This is a genomic window from Streptomyces paromomycinus, from assembly GCF_003865155.1.
Lineage (GTDB): Bacteria > Actinomycetota > Actinomycetes > Streptomycetales > Streptomycetaceae > Streptomyces > Streptomyces chrestomyceticus.
Genome location: NZ_BHZD01000001.1, coordinates 8,305,141 through 8,322,600 on the forward strand (window position 1 = coordinate 8,305,141; position 17,460 = coordinate 8,322,600).

At 73.0% G+C, this 17,460-nt stretch carries 14 protein-coding genes and 1 pseudogene; 12 read left to right on the forward strand and 3 right to left on the reverse strand.

Annotation, left to right across the window (positions count from 1 at the left end; genetic code table 11):
* The 3 genes from OEIGOIKO_RS35870 to OEIGOIKO_RS35880 all read right to left on the reverse strand — a co-directional run bounded on the left by OEIGOIKO_RS35870 (position 1) and on the right by OEIGOIKO_RS35880 (position 5,517).
* Positions 1 to 2,817 carry an AAA family ATPase gene (locus OEIGOIKO_RS35870; protein WP_125057529.1) on the reverse strand — a complete coding sequence of 939 codons (2,817 nt, stop codon included), beginning with the start codon at positions 2,815 to 2,817 and terminating at the stop codon, positions 1 to 3.
* A 123-nt stretch (positions 2,818 to 2,940) separates the two neighbouring features.
* Positions 2,941 to 4,200 (reverse strand): cation:proton antiporter domain-containing protein, encoded by a 1,260-nt coding sequence (locus tag OEIGOIKO_RS35875; RefSeq protein ID WP_125057530.1) that lies wholly within the window; start codon positions 4,198 to 4,200, stop codon positions 2,941 to 2,943.
* A gap of 39 nt (positions 4,201 to 4,239) precedes the next feature.
* Positions 4,240 to 5,517, reverse strand: coding sequence for an NAD(P)/FAD-dependent oxidoreductase (locus OEIGOIKO_RS35880; protein ID WP_125057531.1), 1,278 nt, complete (start codon positions 5,515 to 5,517; stop codon positions 4,240 to 4,242).
* A gap of 281 nt (positions 5,518 to 5,798) precedes the next feature.
* Between OEIGOIKO_RS35880 and OEIGOIKO_RS35885 the strand changes: the two genes are divergently transcribed.
* The 12 genes and pseudogenes from OEIGOIKO_RS35885 to OEIGOIKO_RS35940 all read left to right on the forward strand — a co-directional run bounded on the left by OEIGOIKO_RS35885 (position 5,799) and on the right by OEIGOIKO_RS35940 (position 17,352).
* A complete protein-coding gene (locus tag OEIGOIKO_RS35885; RefSeq protein ID WP_125057532.1) occupies positions 5,799 to 6,656 on the forward strand; it encodes an SMP-30/gluconolactonase/LRE family protein in 858 nt (285 codons plus the stop codon).
* Positions 6,657 to 6,808: 152 nt separating this feature from the next.
* Positions 6,809 to 7,111, forward strand: coding sequence for a DUF5133 domain-containing protein (locus OEIGOIKO_RS35890; RefSeq protein ID WP_125057533.1), 303 nt, complete (start codon positions 6,809 to 6,811; stop codon positions 7,109 to 7,111).
* 290 nt (positions 7,112 to 7,401) lie between these two features.
* Positions 7,402 to 9,843 (forward strand): SpoIIE family protein phosphatase, encoded by a 2,442-nt coding sequence (locus tag OEIGOIKO_RS35895; protein WP_125057534.1) that lies wholly within the window; start codon positions 7,402 to 7,404, stop codon positions 9,841 to 9,843.
* A 129-nt stretch (positions 9,844 to 9,972) separates the two neighbouring features.
* Positions 9,973 to 10,392, forward strand: coding sequence for a hypothetical protein (locus tag OEIGOIKO_RS35900; protein ID WP_125057535.1), 420 nt, complete (start codon positions 9,973 to 9,975; stop codon positions 10,390 to 10,392).
* Positions 10,389 to 10,868, forward strand: a complete 480-nt coding sequence (locus OEIGOIKO_RS35905) for a winged helix-turn-helix domain-containing protein (RefSeq protein ID WP_125057536.1) — start codon at positions 10,389 to 10,391, stop codon at positions 10,866 to 10,868. The genes OEIGOIKO_RS35900 and OEIGOIKO_RS35905 overlap by 4 nt, the downstream gene beginning before the upstream one ends.
* On the forward strand, positions 10,855 to 11,367 hold the full coding sequence (locus OEIGOIKO_RS35910; protein WP_170251956.1) for a DinB family protein: 513 nt from the start codon (positions 10,855 to 10,857) through the stop codon (positions 11,365 to 11,367). The genes OEIGOIKO_RS35905 and OEIGOIKO_RS35910 overlap by 14 nt, the downstream gene beginning before the upstream one ends.
* Positions 11,368 to 11,670: 303 nt before the next feature.
* Positions 11,671 to 12,426, forward strand: coding sequence for a hypothetical protein (locus OEIGOIKO_RS35915; RefSeq protein WP_125057537.1), 756 nt, complete (start codon positions 11,671 to 11,673; stop codon positions 12,424 to 12,426).
* A pseudogene (locus OEIGOIKO_RS35920) lies at positions 12,398 to 12,727 on the forward strand (lasso peptide biosynthesis B2 protein); the annotation flags it as partial. The gene OEIGOIKO_RS35915 and the pseudogene OEIGOIKO_RS35920, both read left to right, overlap by 29 nt.
* Before the next feature lie 336 nt (positions 12,728 to 13,063).
* Positions 13,064 to 14,908 carry an asparagine synthase (glutamine-hydrolyzing) gene (asnB, locus tag OEIGOIKO_RS35925; RefSeq protein ID WP_125057539.1) on the forward strand — a complete coding sequence of 615 codons (1,845 nt, stop codon included), beginning with the start codon at positions 13,064 to 13,066 and terminating at the stop codon, positions 14,906 to 14,908.
* 29 nt (positions 14,909 to 14,937) lie between these two features.
* A complete protein-coding gene (locus tag OEIGOIKO_RS35930) occupies positions 14,938 to 15,366 on the forward strand; it encodes a MarR family winged helix-turn-helix transcriptional regulator (protein WP_125057540.1) in 429 nt (142 codons plus the stop codon).
* A gap of 143 nt (positions 15,367 to 15,509) precedes the next feature.
* Positions 15,510 to 15,854: a hypothetical protein gene (locus OEIGOIKO_RS41940; protein ID WP_170251957.1), complete on the forward strand. Its 345-nt coding sequence runs from the start codon at positions 15,510 to 15,512 to the stop codon at positions 15,852 to 15,854.
* Between the two features lie 280 nt (positions 15,855 to 16,134).
* Positions 16,135 to 17,352 (forward strand): acyl-CoA dehydrogenase family protein, encoded by a 1,218-nt coding sequence (locus tag OEIGOIKO_RS35940; RefSeq protein ID WP_125057542.1) that lies wholly within the window; start codon positions 16,135 to 16,137, stop codon positions 17,350 to 17,352.
* Positions 17,353 to 17,460: the final 108 nt, after the last annotated feature.

The following is a 17,460-nucleotide window of genomic DNA, read 5'->3' on the forward strand; positions in this document are numbered from 1 at the left end:
TCAGTCCGCCCCGTCCAGCGGGATGCCGTGGGTCGGCAGCTCCTGCCGGGTACGGACCCCGAGCTTGCGGAACACGCGTGTCAGGTGCTGCTCGACCGTGCTCGGGGTCACGGCCAGCCGGCGGGCGATCTCCCGGTTGGTCTGACCCAGGGCGGCGAGCACCGCGACCCGGCGTTCGGCCCCGCTGAGCAGGTACAGGTCCGCCGGGTGCGCGCGGCCCCCGGAACCGCCGCGCGGCACCCCTTCGGCCTGGGCGGCCAGCGCCCGCGCCAAGGGAACCGCCCCGGCCGCCTCGGCCAGCCGCAGCGCGCTGCGCAGTTCCTGCCGGGCCTGCCCGGTGTTCCCCGCAGCCGTGCGCGCGTGCGCCAATTCCCCGAGTGCCCCGGCCAGTTCGAGCCGGTCACCACAGCCGCGCAGCAGCGCGACCGCCTCGGTGAGCGGCTCCAGGCGCCCGTCGTCCGGCCCGCAGGCGGCCACCGTCCGCAGCGCGATCCCGCGCGCCCGCGACGGCCGTTCCCCGGCCAGCGCCAGCTCCTGCCGCGCCAGCTCGTACGCCCGCTCCCGGTCACCCACGGCCAGGTGCGCGCGGGCCGCCTCCGAGCGCCAGGGCACCAGCGTCGGCTGGTCGAACCGCCAGGCCTGCATCAGGGCCCCGCAGGTGGCGAAGTCGTCCAGCGCCGCGTACGGGCGTCCGGTCTCCAGGTGGTAGCGGCCCCGCGCGTGCAGGAAGTACAGGCCGAAGCGGCTGCGGAACAGCCCCGCGGGCACCGGGACCTCCAGGTACTCGGACGCCGCGTCGTAGTCCCCGGTCCGGGTGGCCGCCTGCACCAGGTTGGACAACGGCCCTCCGATGCACACACCCCAGCTCTCGGCCGGCACCTGCGCCAGCGCGGCCTGCGCCAGCCGCCGGGCCTGCAACGGATCACCTTGCCGCAGCGCCACCCGCGCGCGCAGGGACGCGAACTCCGCCTCCCACAGCGGCACCCGCCGGGTACGGGCCTGCTCCAGCCAGTGGTCGCACCAGTTGGCGACCGCCTCCAGCCGGTCGGCGAACTCCAGCACCGAGGTGGCGCACACGATCCACTCCTGGGTGCTCTTGCTCAGCCGCATCGCCCGCATCGCGGCCTCCGCGTCGGCGACCGCCTCGTCGTCCGGCCCGTGCGCCAGAACCTGCGCCAGGGCCGCCGCACCCAGCACCCGCGGATCGTCCTGCGCCCGCCCGGCAGCCCACCGCCGGCCGCCGGGCGGACCGGGCGGCCGGCGTACCGAGCCCGGGTAGGTCGTCGCCAGCAGTTCCCGCGTCGCCCGGATCTCCGCGGCGGCCGCCGGATCGCACCCCGGCTGCCCCTCGCCGATGCGGTCCACGGCCTCCAGCGCCTCGTCGAAGCGGCCGTGCCACAGCAGGAACTTGGCCAGCGTGAGCGCGTGCCGGTCCGGCAGCCGCCCGTCGTGCAGCGCGGTGGCCAGCTCGCCCAGGTGGCGGGCGCTGATGGACGGGTTGAGCATCCAGGCCGTACCGGCGTACAGCGCCTTGATGCCCACCCGGGCCTCGTCGTCCTGGCACACCCGCAGCGCGGCCTCCAGACAGGCGTGCGCGTCCGACACACGGTTGCCCGCCAGATGCCGTTCGGCCGCCTCGCACAGTACGTCCATCGCCCACGGCTGCCCCCGGTCCTCCGAGGCGATCAGCAGCCGGGCCACCGTCGTCGCCGGAGCGCCGTCCTGGTACAGCAGTACGGCCGCGCGCGCGTGCAGCGCGGACCGCTGCTGCGGCGCCAGGCTCTCCAGTACGGCCGTACGCGCGACCGGGTGCAGCCGTCCGCAATCCAGCAGCCCGGCGGCCTCCAGGGCACAGGCGCCCCGGCTCATGGTGGCCTCGTCCTCCTCCAGCAGCCGGGCCAGCCGGGAGGATTCGGAGTCCGTGTCGAGCACGGCCAATGCCTGGGCCAGCCGCATCAGTACGGGGCGGCCGCGGTGGATGCAGCTCAGCACGGTCTCGGCGTAGGCGTCACCGACCACGAGCTGCGGTACGGCGCCCGCGGTCGGCTCGCCCGCCTGCCGGCAGTCCTCCACCAGCGCCCGTACGAGCAGCGGGTTGCCGCCGCTGACCGCGTGGCAGGCGGCGGCCGGCATCCGTTCGGCGTGGGCCCCCAGGTGGTCGCTGATCAGTTCGGCGACGCCCGCCACGGTCAGCCGGGCCAGCGGGACACGGCGGTATCCGGGCCGGGCGAGCAGCGCGGCGTGCAACTGCGGATGCGCGGGCTTGGACAGCGTGCACTCCGCCACCACGACGACGATCGGCGCGGACGGCGCCCGGCGCAGCAGCCGCAGCAGCCAGTACAGCGACAGGGAGTCGGTGAACTGCACGTCGTCGATGCACAGCAGCACCGGCGTGCGCGCGGCCGCGCCGATGACCGCCAGACACAGCCGGTGCAGGGCGCCCGTGGTGTCCGCGTCCAGGGTCTGCTGGGCGAATCCCGACGCCCCGTGGCCGTCCACGGCGCCGGGCCGCTCGTGTCTGCGGGTGACGCGGTCCAGCAGCACCGCGAGTTCCGCGCAGGCGCCCAGCGGCCCCTCGGCGCCGCGCAGCAGCTGGAACATGACGCTGCCGGGCGACTCGCGCTCGGCCCACGAGCCGATCGCGCTCAGCACCAGGAACCCTTCCCGCGCCGCCACGTCCCGTACGGCCGACAGCAGCTCGGTCTTGCCGCAGCCGATGCCCCCGCTGATCACGGCGGCCCCGCCGCGGTCCGGCGCGCACTCCCCGAGCAGCTCCAGCATCTGAGCGAGCTCCGTCGCCCGCTCCACCAACCGCATGTCCCTCTCGGCTCACTTCCTGCGCGATGCGCGCGTCCTGCGCTTCTCCCGCCGGCGGTGGCCGCGGGACCGGGGCCGGACCCGGGCGACGGTGCGCGCCGCGGCCGGCCCGATGGCGGACCCTCAGACGGAGGACGCCTTCACGGGGTCCGGCTCGCGATGGCCCGCGGGGCATCCCAGGTCCACGGGTCTGGCGTACACACGGGACAGCAGCGGGCCCGTCATGGCGGTGGTGAGGACGGCCATCACGACCATGAGGGAGTACAGCGTGCCGTCCAGCAGTCCCAGCTCCAGCCCGATGCCGAGGATCACCAGCTCCGTCAGGCCGCGGGTGTTCATCAGCGCGCCGAGTGCCGTGGCGGGCCGCGCCGGCAGGCCCTGGGTACGCGCGGCGACGAAGGTGCCGCCGAACTTCCCCGCCACGGCCACCAGCAGGATCGCGCCGAGCTGCAACAGCTCCGCTCCGCGCAGCCGCCCCAGGTCGACCTGCAACCCGGCCACCACGAAGTAGACCGGCAGTAGCAGGGACGTGATCCGCCCCGTGTGGTCGAGCAGGTCGGCCCGCAGCTCGGCCGCGCCGTGCCGGGGGATCAGCAGGCCGAACACGAAGGCGCCGAAGATGAAGTGCATCCCCATCGCCTCGGTCGCCGTCGCCGACAGCAGCGCACCGACCAGTACGACCGCGGCGGCCGGAGCGGTCAGCCGGGCGGCCGTCCCGCCGCGCAGCAGCGCCCGGCTCAGCAGGGGCCGCACCACCGTGAACATCAGCACCGCGTACGGCAGGACCAGCGCCACCAGCCAGTGGTTGCCACCGCCCCCGACGGTGGCCTGCACCGCGGCCAGCGCGGCCCAGGCCACCACGTCCACGACGGCGGCCGTGGCCAGCGCGATCCCGCCCAGTTCCGTGGTGGTCAGTCCCCGGTCGGCCAGGATGCGGGCCAGCACGGGGAAGGCGGTCACCGACAGCGACAGCCCGACGAACACGATGAACGCCATCGGTGCTTCGCTCGGATGCTCGTGCAGCAGCCACAGGGCCAGCACCGTGCCCAGCAGGAAGGGCACGGCCGTCGACCCGAAGGCCGACACGGCCGTGACCCGTCCCCGGCCCCGCAGGGACGTGGTGTCGATCTCCAGCCCCACGATGAACATGAAGAGGGCGACCCCCACGTCGGCCAGGCCGGTCAGCGGAGCGCGGACGTCGGCGGGGAACAGGGCTCCGGCGACCGCCCCGTCGAACAGCGTGGGCCCGAGCAGGATGCCCGCGAGGATCTCGCCGACGACCGGCGGCTGGCCCACCCGGGCGAGCAGCCAGCCCAGGCCGCGGGCCAGTAACAGGATCAGGGCGAGATCCACGAACAGCAGTTGCACCTGTTGGCTGGTCACCTTCGGTTTCCCCCACTCACCGTCGCCCGCGGCCGCTGCTCAGACGCCGGCGGCGCCGGGCGCCGTGGCGTCGGCTATCAGGTCGTCGAGGCTGATCTGGAACAGCGGGTGCCGGCCGCTGAGCCCGGAGATCAGGGTCACGAAGTCCGCCGACGGCTCGTTCTTGCGCTCGGGGTCGACCATCTCCTGGGCGAGGCTGTAGTAGAACTCCTTGTACTTCGACTGGTCGTAGAAGCGCTCCACGAAGGTCCGGATCTCGTCGAAGAACCCGGAGTACGCGGTGGCGTACCGGTCCAGCGCCTTCTCCTCGATCTGCGGGTGCTCGACGATCCGGTCCACGATCTTGGCCAGGGTGCTGCCGGCGAGGGTGGCGAGGGCGACCCCGGTGGAGAACAGCGGGTCCACGAAGGCCGCCGAGTCCCCGACCAGCACCCAGCCGTCGCCGTAGAAGCGGTTGCTGTGGTACGACCAGTCGCGCGCCGTACGGAACCCGGCCGACTGCTGGGCACCGGCCAGCATCTTCGCGAGCTTGGTGGTGCGCTGCCGCTCGGCGTGGAACAGGTCCTCCAGCGACTGGCCGTTCTCACCGGCGGTGGCCGAGCGCGTCACATAGCCGACGCTGATCGTGCCCTTGTCGATGGGGATGGCCCAGAACCAGCCGCCGTCCAGCCCCTCGATGAGGATGTTGGTGTACTCGTCGCCGGGCAGCCGCTCGCAGTTGTCGAAGTACGTCCACACCGCGACGTTGCGCAGTTCGTCGTGCCACTCCACCTCGGTGAGCCGGCGCCCGAGCACCCGCGCCTGCCCCGAGGCGTCGACGACCAGCTGCGCCCGCACCTCGTGCAGCCCGTCCAGCCCGCGCAGCGCGAAGCGCACCCCGCTGACCCGGCCGTCCACCAGGACGGGCTCCTTGACGGTGGCGTCCTCGATGACGACCGCGCCCAGCTCCCTGGCCCGGTCCAGGATCAGCGAGTCCAGGTCGGCCCGCCGGGTGTGGAAGGCGTACTCGTGCCCGCCGCCCTCGATGAACGAGAAATTCCACGGCACCTGCTTGTTTCCCCAGACCAGCGTGCCGCCGTATTTCCGCTCGAATCCCCGCGCGTCCATGCGCTCGGTGATGCCCATCTCCTGCATGGGCCGCATGAAGGCCGGGATGAGCGATTCCCCGACGTGATAACGGGGAAAGCGTTCCCGGTCCAGCACGAGCACCCGCCGGCCGCGCTGCGCGAGAAGCCCGGCGGTGGTCGCCCCGGCCGGCCCGCCGCCGATGACGATCACGTCGTATTCGTCAGGGACCCCGAAAAGAGCGGACGGCATTGAGGACCTCCCAATTGGCTTTGTGGTCGCGTCCAGAAGCCGGAAAGGGAACCGTCGTGTCCGGCCGGAACGCGCAGCCAGTGTGCAGGAACCGATCTGCAAGGGGTCTACATGTTGTCTGGAGCCTTTCTGGGGCGGGGGAGGGACCGGTGCCGCCCGTTGCCGTAACTGCGGCTGCTGCCCGGGCCCGGCCCGTGATATCGGTGAGTGACCGGTGTGCCGAATCCCCGGCGGGACCGGGCGGTCCGGACGGACGAAGGGCGTCAGCGCATGGAGCAGCCGTGACCAGGGCCTGGGAAGTCGCCGTCGCCGCGCCCGCCCGGCTCGGTGAAGGGCCCACCTGGGACGCCCGTGCCGGGCGGCTGATCTGGGTGGACATCCTCTCCGCCCGCGTCCACACCTTCGACCCGGCCGCCGGCCGCCGTACCGTGCTGGCCACCGAGCAGCACGTCGGCGCCGCCAAGCCCCGCACCGGAGGCGGACTGGTGGTCAACCTGCGGGACGGCGTGGGCGCGTACGACGCGGCGGGCGCCTTCGCCTGGCTGTGCCGCGAACCCGTGGCGGGATGCCGGGGCAACGACGCGGCCGTGGCGCCCGACGGGGCGCTGTGGGCGGGCACGATGGCGTACGACCAGGAGCCGGGCCGCGGCACGCTGACCCGGATCGCGCCGGACGGCCGCGCCACCCGCGTCCTGTCGGACGTCACGGTGAGCAACGGCACCGGGTGGAGCCCGGACGGCCGGCGGATGTACTACATCGACACGCCCACCCGGCGGGTCGACGTCTTCGACGTCACGGACGACGGGCTGGTCACCGGCCGCCGTCCCTTCGTGGAGATCGCGGACCCGGCGGACACGGCGGGCTACCCGGACGGACTGACGGTGGACGCCGACGGCGGCGTGTGGGTGGCGATGTTCAAGGGCGCGCAGGTGCGGCACTACGGCGCCGACGGCGTACTGGAACGGATCGTACCGATGCCGGCCGGCCGCCCGACGGCCTGCGCGTTCGGCGGCACGGCGCTCACCGACCTGTACGTCACCACGGCGCGCGGCGGGCCGGGCAGGTCGCCGCTCGGCGGCTCGTTGCTGGTGGTGCCGGACGCCGGGCGGGGGCTGGTACAGCCCGAGTTCGCAGGGTGACACGGGTGCTCCGGAGGCGGCTGCGCGAGCGGCTGTTCGAACCACCGCGAGAGCGGCTGTGCGAGCGGAGGAAAGTGAGGGGCGTACGGGTGGGGCGGCCGGGTACACGGAGCGCAGTTGTTCCTGGACGGTGGCGAACGAGGAGGCCCCTGATGTTGCTGGCGCACCCTGCTGTACTGCGTGACCTGGTCGAGCAGTACGAGACGCTGCGCGTACTGAACGCGGCGGACGGGAGCCCGGAGGTCCGGCAGCGGATGGACGACGTCGCCTACACCCTGTGCGTCTCCACCGGCACCCGCGACGTCGACACGGCCCTGATCGCGGCCCGGCACCGGCTGCCGGGAGCCCGGGTGGAGGACGACTCCGTGCTCTCCGCGTCACCGGCCCCGGGGGACGCGGTGGCGCCCATCGGTGCCGCCGAGGCCGGCAGCGGGGAAGCGCTTCCCGCCGCGTGACCGCGCCACGGGCGCGCAGCGCCGGGCCGGATCGCCCGCCGTGCGCGTCGCACCACCCGACACACCGGGGCCCCGCCGTCGAACGGCGGGGCCCCGGCACGTTGCCGTCGCCGTGCCACCCACTCGGCCCAGCCGGCCGGCGTCCGGCCGCCCGCCCGGGGCGCGGTGCGGGCGGCCCGAAACGATACTGGGCACAGTTGCTCACACCATGATCTCGGGGTCACGCCGGGGAGTCGCCGTAGGGATGGTGACGGCGCAGGGCCCGGTCGGCGAGTCGAAGGGGCGAAGCGATGGACGCACCGGTGCCGGAGTTCACCGAGCGGCCGGAGGACCCGTTCGCGCTGCGCCGGGCCGCTTCGGCGGTGCTCGACGACGAGGGCACCGTGGTGGGCTGGAGCGAACGCGCCGAGGCCCTGCTCGGCCATCCGGCGCGCGAGGTGCTCGGGCAGCGGGCGGACACGTTCCTGCTCGCCGCGGACGGCCGGGCCGCCGCCGCGGCAGCCGTCGCGGCGGCCCGGCGCGAGGCGGGCTGGTCCGGCCTCCTGCCCGTCCGGCACCACGACGGGCAGCGCGTCGAGCTGGGCCTTCGGGTCCGCCCCGTCGAGCGGGGCGGCTCCCGGCACGAGTGGTACGTCGTCGCCGCGCCCGCCGCGGAGGTCGTCCAGTGGGAGATCGACCGCTCGGTCCTGGACGGCTTGTTCCGGCGCTCCCCGATCGGCCTGGCCGTGCACGCCCCCGACCTGAGCATCCTCCGCATCAACCGGGCCATCGCGGGCATCAGCCGGCGGCCGGCCGCGGCGCACCGGGGCCTGCGCATGGAGGACTTCCTGATCGGCCAGGACGTGGCCACCATCGAGGAGCGGCTGCGCAGGGTGCTGGAGACGGGCGAGCCGCTGATCTTCACCGAGCAGTCCTGCCGCCTGCGCGCCGATCCCGGCCACGAACGGGTGGTGTCGGTGTCCGCCTTCCGGATGCGGGACGCCTCCGGCGCGGTGCTCGGCGTCACCCAGATGGTCGAAGACGTCACCGACCGGCACCGGGCCCAGCACCGGCTCGCCGTGCTCAACCGGGCGAGCGCCCGCATCGGCACCACGCTGGACGTGTCCCAGACCGCCCGGGAACTCGCCGAGGTCGCGGTCCCCGACCTCGCCGACGCGGTCTCCGTGGACCTGCTGGAACCGGTCACCCGCGGCCAGGACCCCACCCGGGGGTCGTACGTGCCGGTGCACCGTACGGCCGTACGGTCCGTCGTGCCGGAAGGGCTGGACGTGATGTACCCGGTGGGCGAGGTGTTCCGCTTCGCCCCGGGGACGCCGCAGGCCCGGTGCCTGACCGCGCGGCAGCCGATCCTCGAACCGGAACTGGCCGCCAGCCCCGGCTGGTACATCCAGGACCCCGAACGCTCGGAGCGGGCGCTGCGCCTGGGCGCCCACTCGCTGATCGTGGTGCCGCTGGCGGCGCGCGGCCTGGTGCTGGGCCTGGTGAGCCTGTGGCGTGCGGAACGGCCGCAGGCGTTCGAGCAGGACGACCTCGTACTGGCCCAGGAGTTCGTCTCCCGCGCCGCCATCTGCATCGACAACGCACGCCGCTACACCCAGGAGCACTACGGGGCGCTGACCCTGCAACGCAGCCTGCTGCCGCGCGAACTGCCCGAACAGCTGGCCGTCGAGGTCGCCCACCGCTACCTGCCCGCCGACCCAGCGGCGGGCGTCGGCGGCGACTGGTTCGACGTCATCCCGGTCTCCAGCGCCCGGGTCGCCCTGGTCGTCGGTGACGTCGTCGGGCACGGGCTGCACGCCGCGGCCACGATGGGCCGGCTGCGTACGGCGGTGCACACCCTGGCCAACCTCGACCTCGCACCCGACGAAGTCCTCTCCCACCTGGACGACCTCGTCAACCGGCTGGCCGAGGAGCAGGAGTCGGCCGACGGCGGCCCGCAGAGCCCGCAGGTCATCGGCGCGACCTGCCTGTACGCGGTGTACGACCCGGTCTCCCGCCGCTGCAACATCGCCCGCGCGGGCCACCTGCCGCCCGCCGTGGTCGGCCCCGACGGCCGGATGACCCTGCCCGACCTGCCCGCGGGGCCGCCCCTCGGGCTGGGCGGCCTGCCGTTCGAGTCCGCCGAAATCGACATCGCCGAGGGCAGCCTGCTGGCCCTCTACACCGACGGGCTGCTGGAGGTACGCGGCCGGGACCTCGACGCAGGGCTGGAACTGCTCCGCGAAGCACTGGAGCGGCCCGCACGCGGCCTGGAGGAATGTTGCAAGGCGGCGGTCGACGCGCTGCTGCCCGACCATCCCCGGGACGACGTCGCGCTGCTCGTAGCCCGTACGCGTGCGCTGCCCCCGGAGAGTGTCGCCTCGTGGGACCTGCCCGCCGAGCCGACCGCCGCGGCGGAAGCGCGCGAAGCGACGGCCGCCAAGCTGACCGAGTGGGGCCTGGAGGAGCTGGCGTTCACCGCCGAGCTGGTGGTGAGCGAACTGGTCACCAACGCCTACCGGTACGGCGGCACCCCCATCACCCTGCGGCTCATCCGCGACCGCTCCCTGATCTGCGAGGTCTCCGACCCCAGCAGCACCGCTCCGCACCTGCGGCGCGCCCACAGCACGGACGAGGGCGGCCGCGGCCTCCTCCTGGTCGCCCAGCTCACGGACCGCTGGGGCGCCCGCCACACCCGTGAGGGGAAGACGGTGTGGACGGAACTGCCGCTGCCGTCGCCTGCGGACGGCTGAAAAGCGTCTGTACTTCCGGGCGGGCGGGGCGCAGGGTCGTCTTTGTACTTGCCGAGATGGAAAGTGTTTGTCGGCATGGCAAGTACGGGCGGCAGGCCCGGCTGACGCGGTGTGCGACGGAGGGGAAGCGTGTACGGAGCCGGTGACAGCATGGGCGCCTTGGAGCGGGCCGCCGCGATGGAGAGAGCCGCGCGGGCGCGAAGCGGGTGGTACGCGCGCTATCTGTGGGTCTTCGCCGCGGGACAGTCGGTGCTCGTCCCGATGGCGCTGCTGTGGCACGGGTTCGCCGCCGCGCTGACCTTCACGCTGGCCACGACCGTCCTGGTGTCCGGTATCTCGCTGTACGCCGCCCGGCAGCGGATCGTGCGCCGCGGGTTCGGGGTCCGGCACGGCGTGCTGATCGGCATGTGGGCCGCGCTCTACTCCGCTTCGATCCTGTTCGGGCAGCTCGTGTTCGTGGACAGCCGTACGTTCGCGGTCGTGGCGGCGTCGGCGTGTGCCCTGCCGCTCGTCGCAGGCGCCGTCCTCGAAAGGCGACGGTCGTCGTGACGGAGGGGAGCCCCCAGGCCGGTACAGGCGGCAGCCACCCCCGGCACGCCCTCGTGCCGCTGCTCAACTCGCCCGTCCGGCTGTCCGTGGTGGCGGCGCTGTCGCCGGTGGACCGGGCAGAGTTCGCCGTGGTGCGCGATCTGGTCGAGGTCACCGACTCCGCCCTCTCCAAGCAGGTCGCGGCGCTGGAGGCGGCGGGCTGGGTGGCCGTGTCCAAGGGCCGGTCCGGCCGCCGCCCCCTGACCTGGCTGGCGTTGACCGCCGAGGGGCGCGCCGTGTACCGGCGGCATGTGGCGGCGCTGCGGGCGATCGCCGAAGGCGACGGAGCGGGGCACATTACGGCCCCGGGCGGAGCCGTACCGGACGGAGCCGTACCGGACGGAGCCGTACCGGACGGAGCCGCCCCGGGCGGAGACACCGTGCTCGACGGCGTTGTCAGTCCCTCGTGTCACGATGACGGACATGACCACACCTGAACGCACGTTCCCGTCCATGACCGCCGACGAGCGGACCACCTTGGAAGCCTGGCTCGACTTCTACCGTGCCACCCTCGCCCAGAAGTGCGACGGCCTGACGGAGGAGCAGCTCCGCACCGCGTCGGCGGAGCCCTCCTCGCTCACCCTGCTCGGTCTCGTCCAGCACCTGGCGGAGGTCGAGCGGACCTGGTTCCGCAGGGTGCTGACCGGGGAGGACGTTCCGACGGTCAGCAGTGCCGACGCCGACGTCCAGCCCGCCGACCGCGGGTTCGGGCTGGAGGCGGACGCCACCTACGCGAAGTCCCGCCTCCTCTGGCAGGCCGAGGTGGAGCACGCCCGGAAGAACTGCGCCGCCCACGCGCTGGAGGACACCGGCCTGTGGCGGGACAACCAGGTCAGCCTGCGCTGGATCTACTCCCACATGATCGCCGAGTATGCCCGCCACTGCGGCCACGCGGACCTCATACGGGAGCGCATCGACGGCAGCACGGGCGTCTGACGGCCGCGGGGCACCGTGCGCCGGGATGCCGGGATGCCGGGACGCCGGGGCGTCGGAATGCCGGGGCGCTGGGATGCCGAGGCGCCGGGACGCTGAGGCTTCGGGACGCTGAGGCTTCGGGGCCAGGGGTGAGGGCAGAGGCGGGCGGTGAGGCGGGATTAGGTATACCGCGCGGCGGCCGGGTCTCAGCAGACTGGCGCGCGAGCACGGGACACCGCCCCACCGGTGCGGTGCGACGGCAGCGGTACCGCACGCCGGCACGGCCGCCCACCGCACCCCGGGCCACACCGAGCGGAGGGCATCGTGGCGGAAGACTCGACGGCACAGGACCGGCAACTGCTGCACGACTACTCCAGGGAGACCCGCGACCCGTACGTCCAGCGGCTGCTCGGTGAACTGCTCGGCCACGTCAACCGGGCGGAGTTCGAGCGGACGGCGGGCGCGGGCGGCGGCAACACCCGCGACCTCGGCCAGGGGCGGTACACCGTCTCCTACGCCCACACCCCTGACATGTCGCGCGGCGACCACCTCGCGGTGCTGGTCCACGAGCTGACCCACGTCGCGGTCGACCAGGCGTACGACTCCCGGATGCTGAACTTCCCGGTGCCCCGGCTCTCCGCGGCCGAGGAGGAGCGGGTGCGGAACGAGACACCCGACCGGGAGGAGGACCACCAGAACGCCCGCCTGGGGCGGGTGGACGCGCGGCGCCGCGACGCCTTCGTGGACCTGGTCGTCGGCCACGTGCAGCAGCTGCTGGACGAACTGCCCTCCTCCCGGCTGCCGCCCGAGCGGCAGCGGGCGATCCGGACCAAGCTCACCGACCACCTGCGGGCCCGCCCGTACCACGAGTACGACGGCGTCCTCTCGCACCTCCTGACGTGGGCCGACCTGGACGGGGCCGACCGCTCCTCGGCCTTCTACCGGAGCCTGACCGCGATGGTGGCCCAGGCGGCCGACTGGCGGGCCGCCGGCGCCGTCACCCCGCCCCGCCGCCGACGCGGCCTCGTCCGCCGGATGGGCAGCGCGCTGGGCCGCACGCTGCACATCTTCCGCCGCTAGGGGAGCGACCTGGAGCGCTGTCCGCCGGTTGAACCTTCGGCGACAGGTGTGCCTGCTCTGCCGCGCCCGTGGCACCTGGCCCACCTGGCGTACCGGCGTGCGCACCCACCCCTTCTCCGCCCACGCCTGGGGCGAAGCCGACGGGCAACTCATCGGCGAGCCGTACCCCGCGGGCCATTACCGGCCGTTGCTGACCATCGGCCCGCCACTGTCGGCGGGCGAGGAGGCGACGGCGGGCGAGTCGGATACGGCGGGCGAAGCGGATACGGCGGGCGGGGAGGCGACGGCCCGGCCACCGTGACGCCGGCCGGACCCAGGTAAAGCCTTGCTCACATTGTCGTAAGCGATGCCCCATCCGCCGCCCCCTTCCCCACCTGTCACCACCCGACGAATCCGCAGCTCAATCCCCCTGTCCGTTCCGCAAAACCGCCCGTGGAGCGAGTCGTTGGGCGGGCCTTGCCGTGTTACGGCCAGGTTGACGGTGCGCCACCGCGAGGAACACCCTCGTTACATAGGTGCTCGATACAACTGATCCGTGGGAGCGCCGGACCGCCGGGCCGCGCCCTGCCCGCGCACGGCGCCCGCGCACCGCCGCCGGACGGCCCGCCTCCCCGGACCGGACACAGGAGGACATGGCATGTGTGGCATCACCGGCTGGATTTCCTTCGATCGTGACCTGCGGGCTGAGCAGGGGACCGTCGACGCGATGACGGAGACGATGTCCTGCCGCGGACCCGACGACCGCGGAACGTGGGTGCAGGGCCCGGCCGCCCTCGGGCACCGCCGCCTCGCGATCATCGACCTGCCGGGCGGCCGCCAGCCGATGACCGTGCAGCAGGCGGACGGCAGCCCGGTGGCCATCGTCTACTCGGGCGAGGCGTACAACTACCGCGAGCTGCGCGAAGAGCTCGTCTCCCGGGGCCACCGGTTCACCACCGAGTCCGACACCGAGGTCGTGCTGCGCGGCTACCTCGAATGGGGCGAGGCGGTCGCCGAGCGGCTCAACGGCATGAACGCGTTCGCCGTCTGGGACGAGCGGCGCCGACGGCTCGTCATGGTCCGCGACCGCATGGGCATCAAGCCGTTCTACTACTACGAGACCCCCGACGGCGTGCTGTTCGGCTCCGAGCCCAAGGCGATCCTCGCCAATCCGCTCGCCGAGCCCCGCGTCGGCCCCGACGGCGTCCGCGAGATGTTCGCCTTCGTCAAGACGCCCGGCCACGCCGTGTGGGACGGCATGTACGAGGTCGAGCCCGGCACGGTCGTCACCGTCGACCGCGGCGGCCTGCGCCGCCACGTGTACTGGTCGCTGGAGACCCGCGCCCACGAGGACGACCGGGACACCTCCGTGGCCCACGTCCGTACGCTGCTCGACGACATCGTCCGCCGCCAGCTCGTCTCCGACGTCCCGCGGTGCACCCTGCTCTCCGGCGGCCTCGACTCCTCCGCCATGACCGCGCTGGCGGCCCGCCAGCTGGCGGAGACGGGGGAGACCGTACGCAGCTTCGCCGTCGACTTCGTCGGCCAGACCGAACACTTCGTGGCCGACGACCTCCGCGCCACCCCGGACACGCCGTACGTCCACGACGTGGCCCGCCTCTCCGGCACCGACCACCAGGACATCGTCCTGGACTCGGACGCGCTGGCCGACCCCGAGGTGCGCGCGAAAGTGATACGGGCGCGCGACATACCCGTGGGTTTCGGCGACATGGACTCCTCGCTCTACCTCCTCTTCAAGGCGATCCGGCAGCACTCGACCGTCGCCCTCTCCGGGGAGTCCGCCGACGAGGTGTTCGGCGGCTACAAGCAGTTCTTCGACGAGCAGGCCCGCCAGGCCGACACCTTCCCCTGGCTCGTCCGGGTCGCCGAGCACTTCGGCGACGACGGCGACATCCTCGTCCCCGCGCTCGCCGACTCCCTCGACCTGCCCGCGTACGTACGCGACGGTTACCGGACCGCGGTCAAAGGCATCCAGCGGCTCGACGGCGAGAGCGACTTCGAGTACCGGATGCGCAAGATGAGTTACCTGCACCTGACCCGGTTCGTCCGCATCCTGCTCGACCGCAAGGACCGCGCGAGCATGGCCGTGGGCCTGGAGGTACGGGTGCCGTTCTGCGACCACCGGCTGGTCGAGTACGTCTACAACACGCCGTGGGCGCTGAAGTCCTTCGACGGACGCGAGAAGAGCCTGCTGCGCGAGGCCACCGCCGACGTCCTGCCGAAGTCGGTGTACGACCGGGTCAAGAGCCCCTACCCGTCGACGCAGGACCCCAAGTACGCGGTCGCCCTCCAGCAGCACGCCAAGGACCTGCTGGCCCGCTCTTCGCACCCGGTCTTCGAGATCGTCGACCGCAACTGGCTCAAGCACGCCGCCGAACACGCCGCCCCGCAGATCACCCAGGCGTCCCGCAAGGGCCTCGAAAAGACGCTGGACCTGGCCCAGTGGTTGGACATCTACCGGCCCCGGCTTACCCTTTCCTGACCCGGACAGGGCGCGCGATGGGCTGAACGATGACAATCGGTGACGATGCGGCACTCCAGCTGGTGGTCTCCCTGAACCGGCTGACCCGCAGCCTGCGCAGGGCCGCCGCCGCGGGCGGCATCCAGCCGACCCAGCTCGCCGTCCTCGCCATGCTGACCCAGCGCGGCCCCTCCCGGATCGGCGAGATCGCGACCTGGGTCCCCTGCTCCCAGCCGACCGCCACCGCGGCCGTGCTGGGCCTGGAGACCGCCGGCCTGATCCGCCGCGAACCGGACCCCACGGACGGCCGGGCCAGCCGCGTCCTGGCCACCGAGCGCGGCACGGCCGCGCTCGCCGAGGTCGCCCGCGGCGAGGCCGAGGTGCTGGCCGGGCGCCTCGTCTCGCTGCGGCCCGACGAGGTCCGCCGGCTCGCCGAGATCGAACCGCTGCTGCGGCGCCTGGCCGAGGCGGCGGACTGAGGGAGCGGTCCGGACCGGCCGGCTTGCCGGGTGGGCCGGCCGGCGGACGGACGACGGCTTTCGGAGTACTGACGATGACTTACCGTGCCGACGGTCGTTCACGTGTCATGGCCACTCAAAGAACATGCGCTACTTTCGCGGTGATGGCCGCGGTCTCCGCGGCATCACTCGGCGGTGCGGGGCCCGCGTCGGCCGGCGGAATCATCGTCATCGGGTCTCCGTCTCACGACAACACCTGTCTCAACGGCCGGTTCACCAGGGCGCGCGGCGCCGCCGCGCACGCCACCGGGAACGTCGCCGGCCTGCTCGGCCAGGCTTCTCTCCGCAGCCCGCTCAACCACTGCGGCGGCGCTGACCTGCCCGGCAACAAACAGGGCAACGAAGCGCCGGACGACGACCCCGGGGTCGAGTACATGTCGAATCAGCCTCCGACGGACACCAGGTACCCCGGTGGGGGCCAGACGGACTTCCTCAAGCTGCTCAGATAGTCACTGCCGAAGGCAGGCAGGCCGGCCACCGCCGACGGTCCGGGCGGCCACCGCCGAACCGCCCGGGGCGGCCCCGCGGCCCGGCGACGGCCCTCCGCCCCGCTCACCCCCTTCCCCATCAATGGAACACGTTCTACTGTGCCCACGACCCAGAACCCGACGGCCCGTCAGAAAACTGCTCCCGCACCGCGCCGTGCCACGCCGTGCCGCACCCGCCGTGCGCCGGGGCGGCGTATGTGTCACCGCACCGTCACCCGGGCCGGTCAGACCAGGAGGGGCCGTGCACCTCGAATACACACCGGCACAGCAGCGGTTGCGGTCCGAACTGCGGGAATACTTTGCCGCCTTGACCCCCGACACCGCGTACGAGCGATTCCACGGCACCGGAACCGGCGCGCGGGACGCCACGGGCCCCAGCCCGCAGAAACGGTTCTACCGCGAGACGGTCCGGAAGCTCGGCACGGACGGCTGGCTCGGGGTCGGCTGGCCCGAGGAGTACGGCGGCCGGGGCCTGACGCCGATGGAGCAGTTCATCTTCTTCGACGAGGCCGCACAGGCGGGCGTGCCGCTGCCCCTGATGGCGCTGAACACCGTCGGCCCGACGATCATGCGGTACGGCACCGACGAGCAGAAGGCGTACTTCCTGCCCAGGATCCTGGCCGGGGAGATCGACTTCGCGATCGGCTACAGCGAACCGGAAGCCGGCACGGACCTGGCCTCGCTGAAGACCCGGGCCGTACGCGACGGTGACGGCTACCTCGTCAACGGGCAGAAGATCTGGACCACCAACGGCGACACGGCCGACTGGGTCTGGCTCGCCGTGCGCACCGCCCCCGTCGAGGACGGCGTACCGCCCCACAAGGGCATCAGCCTGCTCCTCGTGCCCACCTCCGACCCCGGCTACTCCTGCACCCGCATCAACACCCTCGCCTCGCACGACACCACCGCCAGCTACTACGAGAACATCCGTGTCCCCCTGACCCGCCGCGTCGGCGAGGAGAACCAGGGCTGGCGCATCATCACCAACCAGCTCAATCACGAACGCGTCACCCTCGCCGCCCACGGCACGATGGCCGTCCGCGCCCTGCACGACGTACAGCGCTGGGCCACCGAGACCAAGCTGGCCGACGGACGGCGCGTCATCGACCTGGGCTGGGTACGCGGCCGGCTGGCCCGTACCCACACCAGACTGGACGCCATGAAGCTGCTGAACTGGCAGATGGTGGACGCCCTCCAGCAAGGCACCCTCACCCCGCAGGATGCCTCCGCGGTCAAGGTCCACGGCTCGGAGGCCCGCCGCGACGCGTACGCCTGGCTGATGGAGGTCGTCGGCGCCGCAGGCCCCCTGAAGGACGGCTCGGCCGGCGCCGTCCTCCACGGCGAACTGGAACGCGGCTACCGCTCCGCGGTCATCTTCACCTTCGGCGGCGGCAACAACGAGATCCAGCGCGAGATCATCGCGTGGATCGGGCTGGGGATGCCGCGAGTGCGGCGTTAGCTGTTCTCGGGAGGTGCCTAGCTGAAGCCGCCTCTAAAAGTGGTGTGCCTGTCCCCGGGACGGGGCGAAGGTTCCTGAGGAGCGGGAGGGGCGCTGGGCAAGCGACGT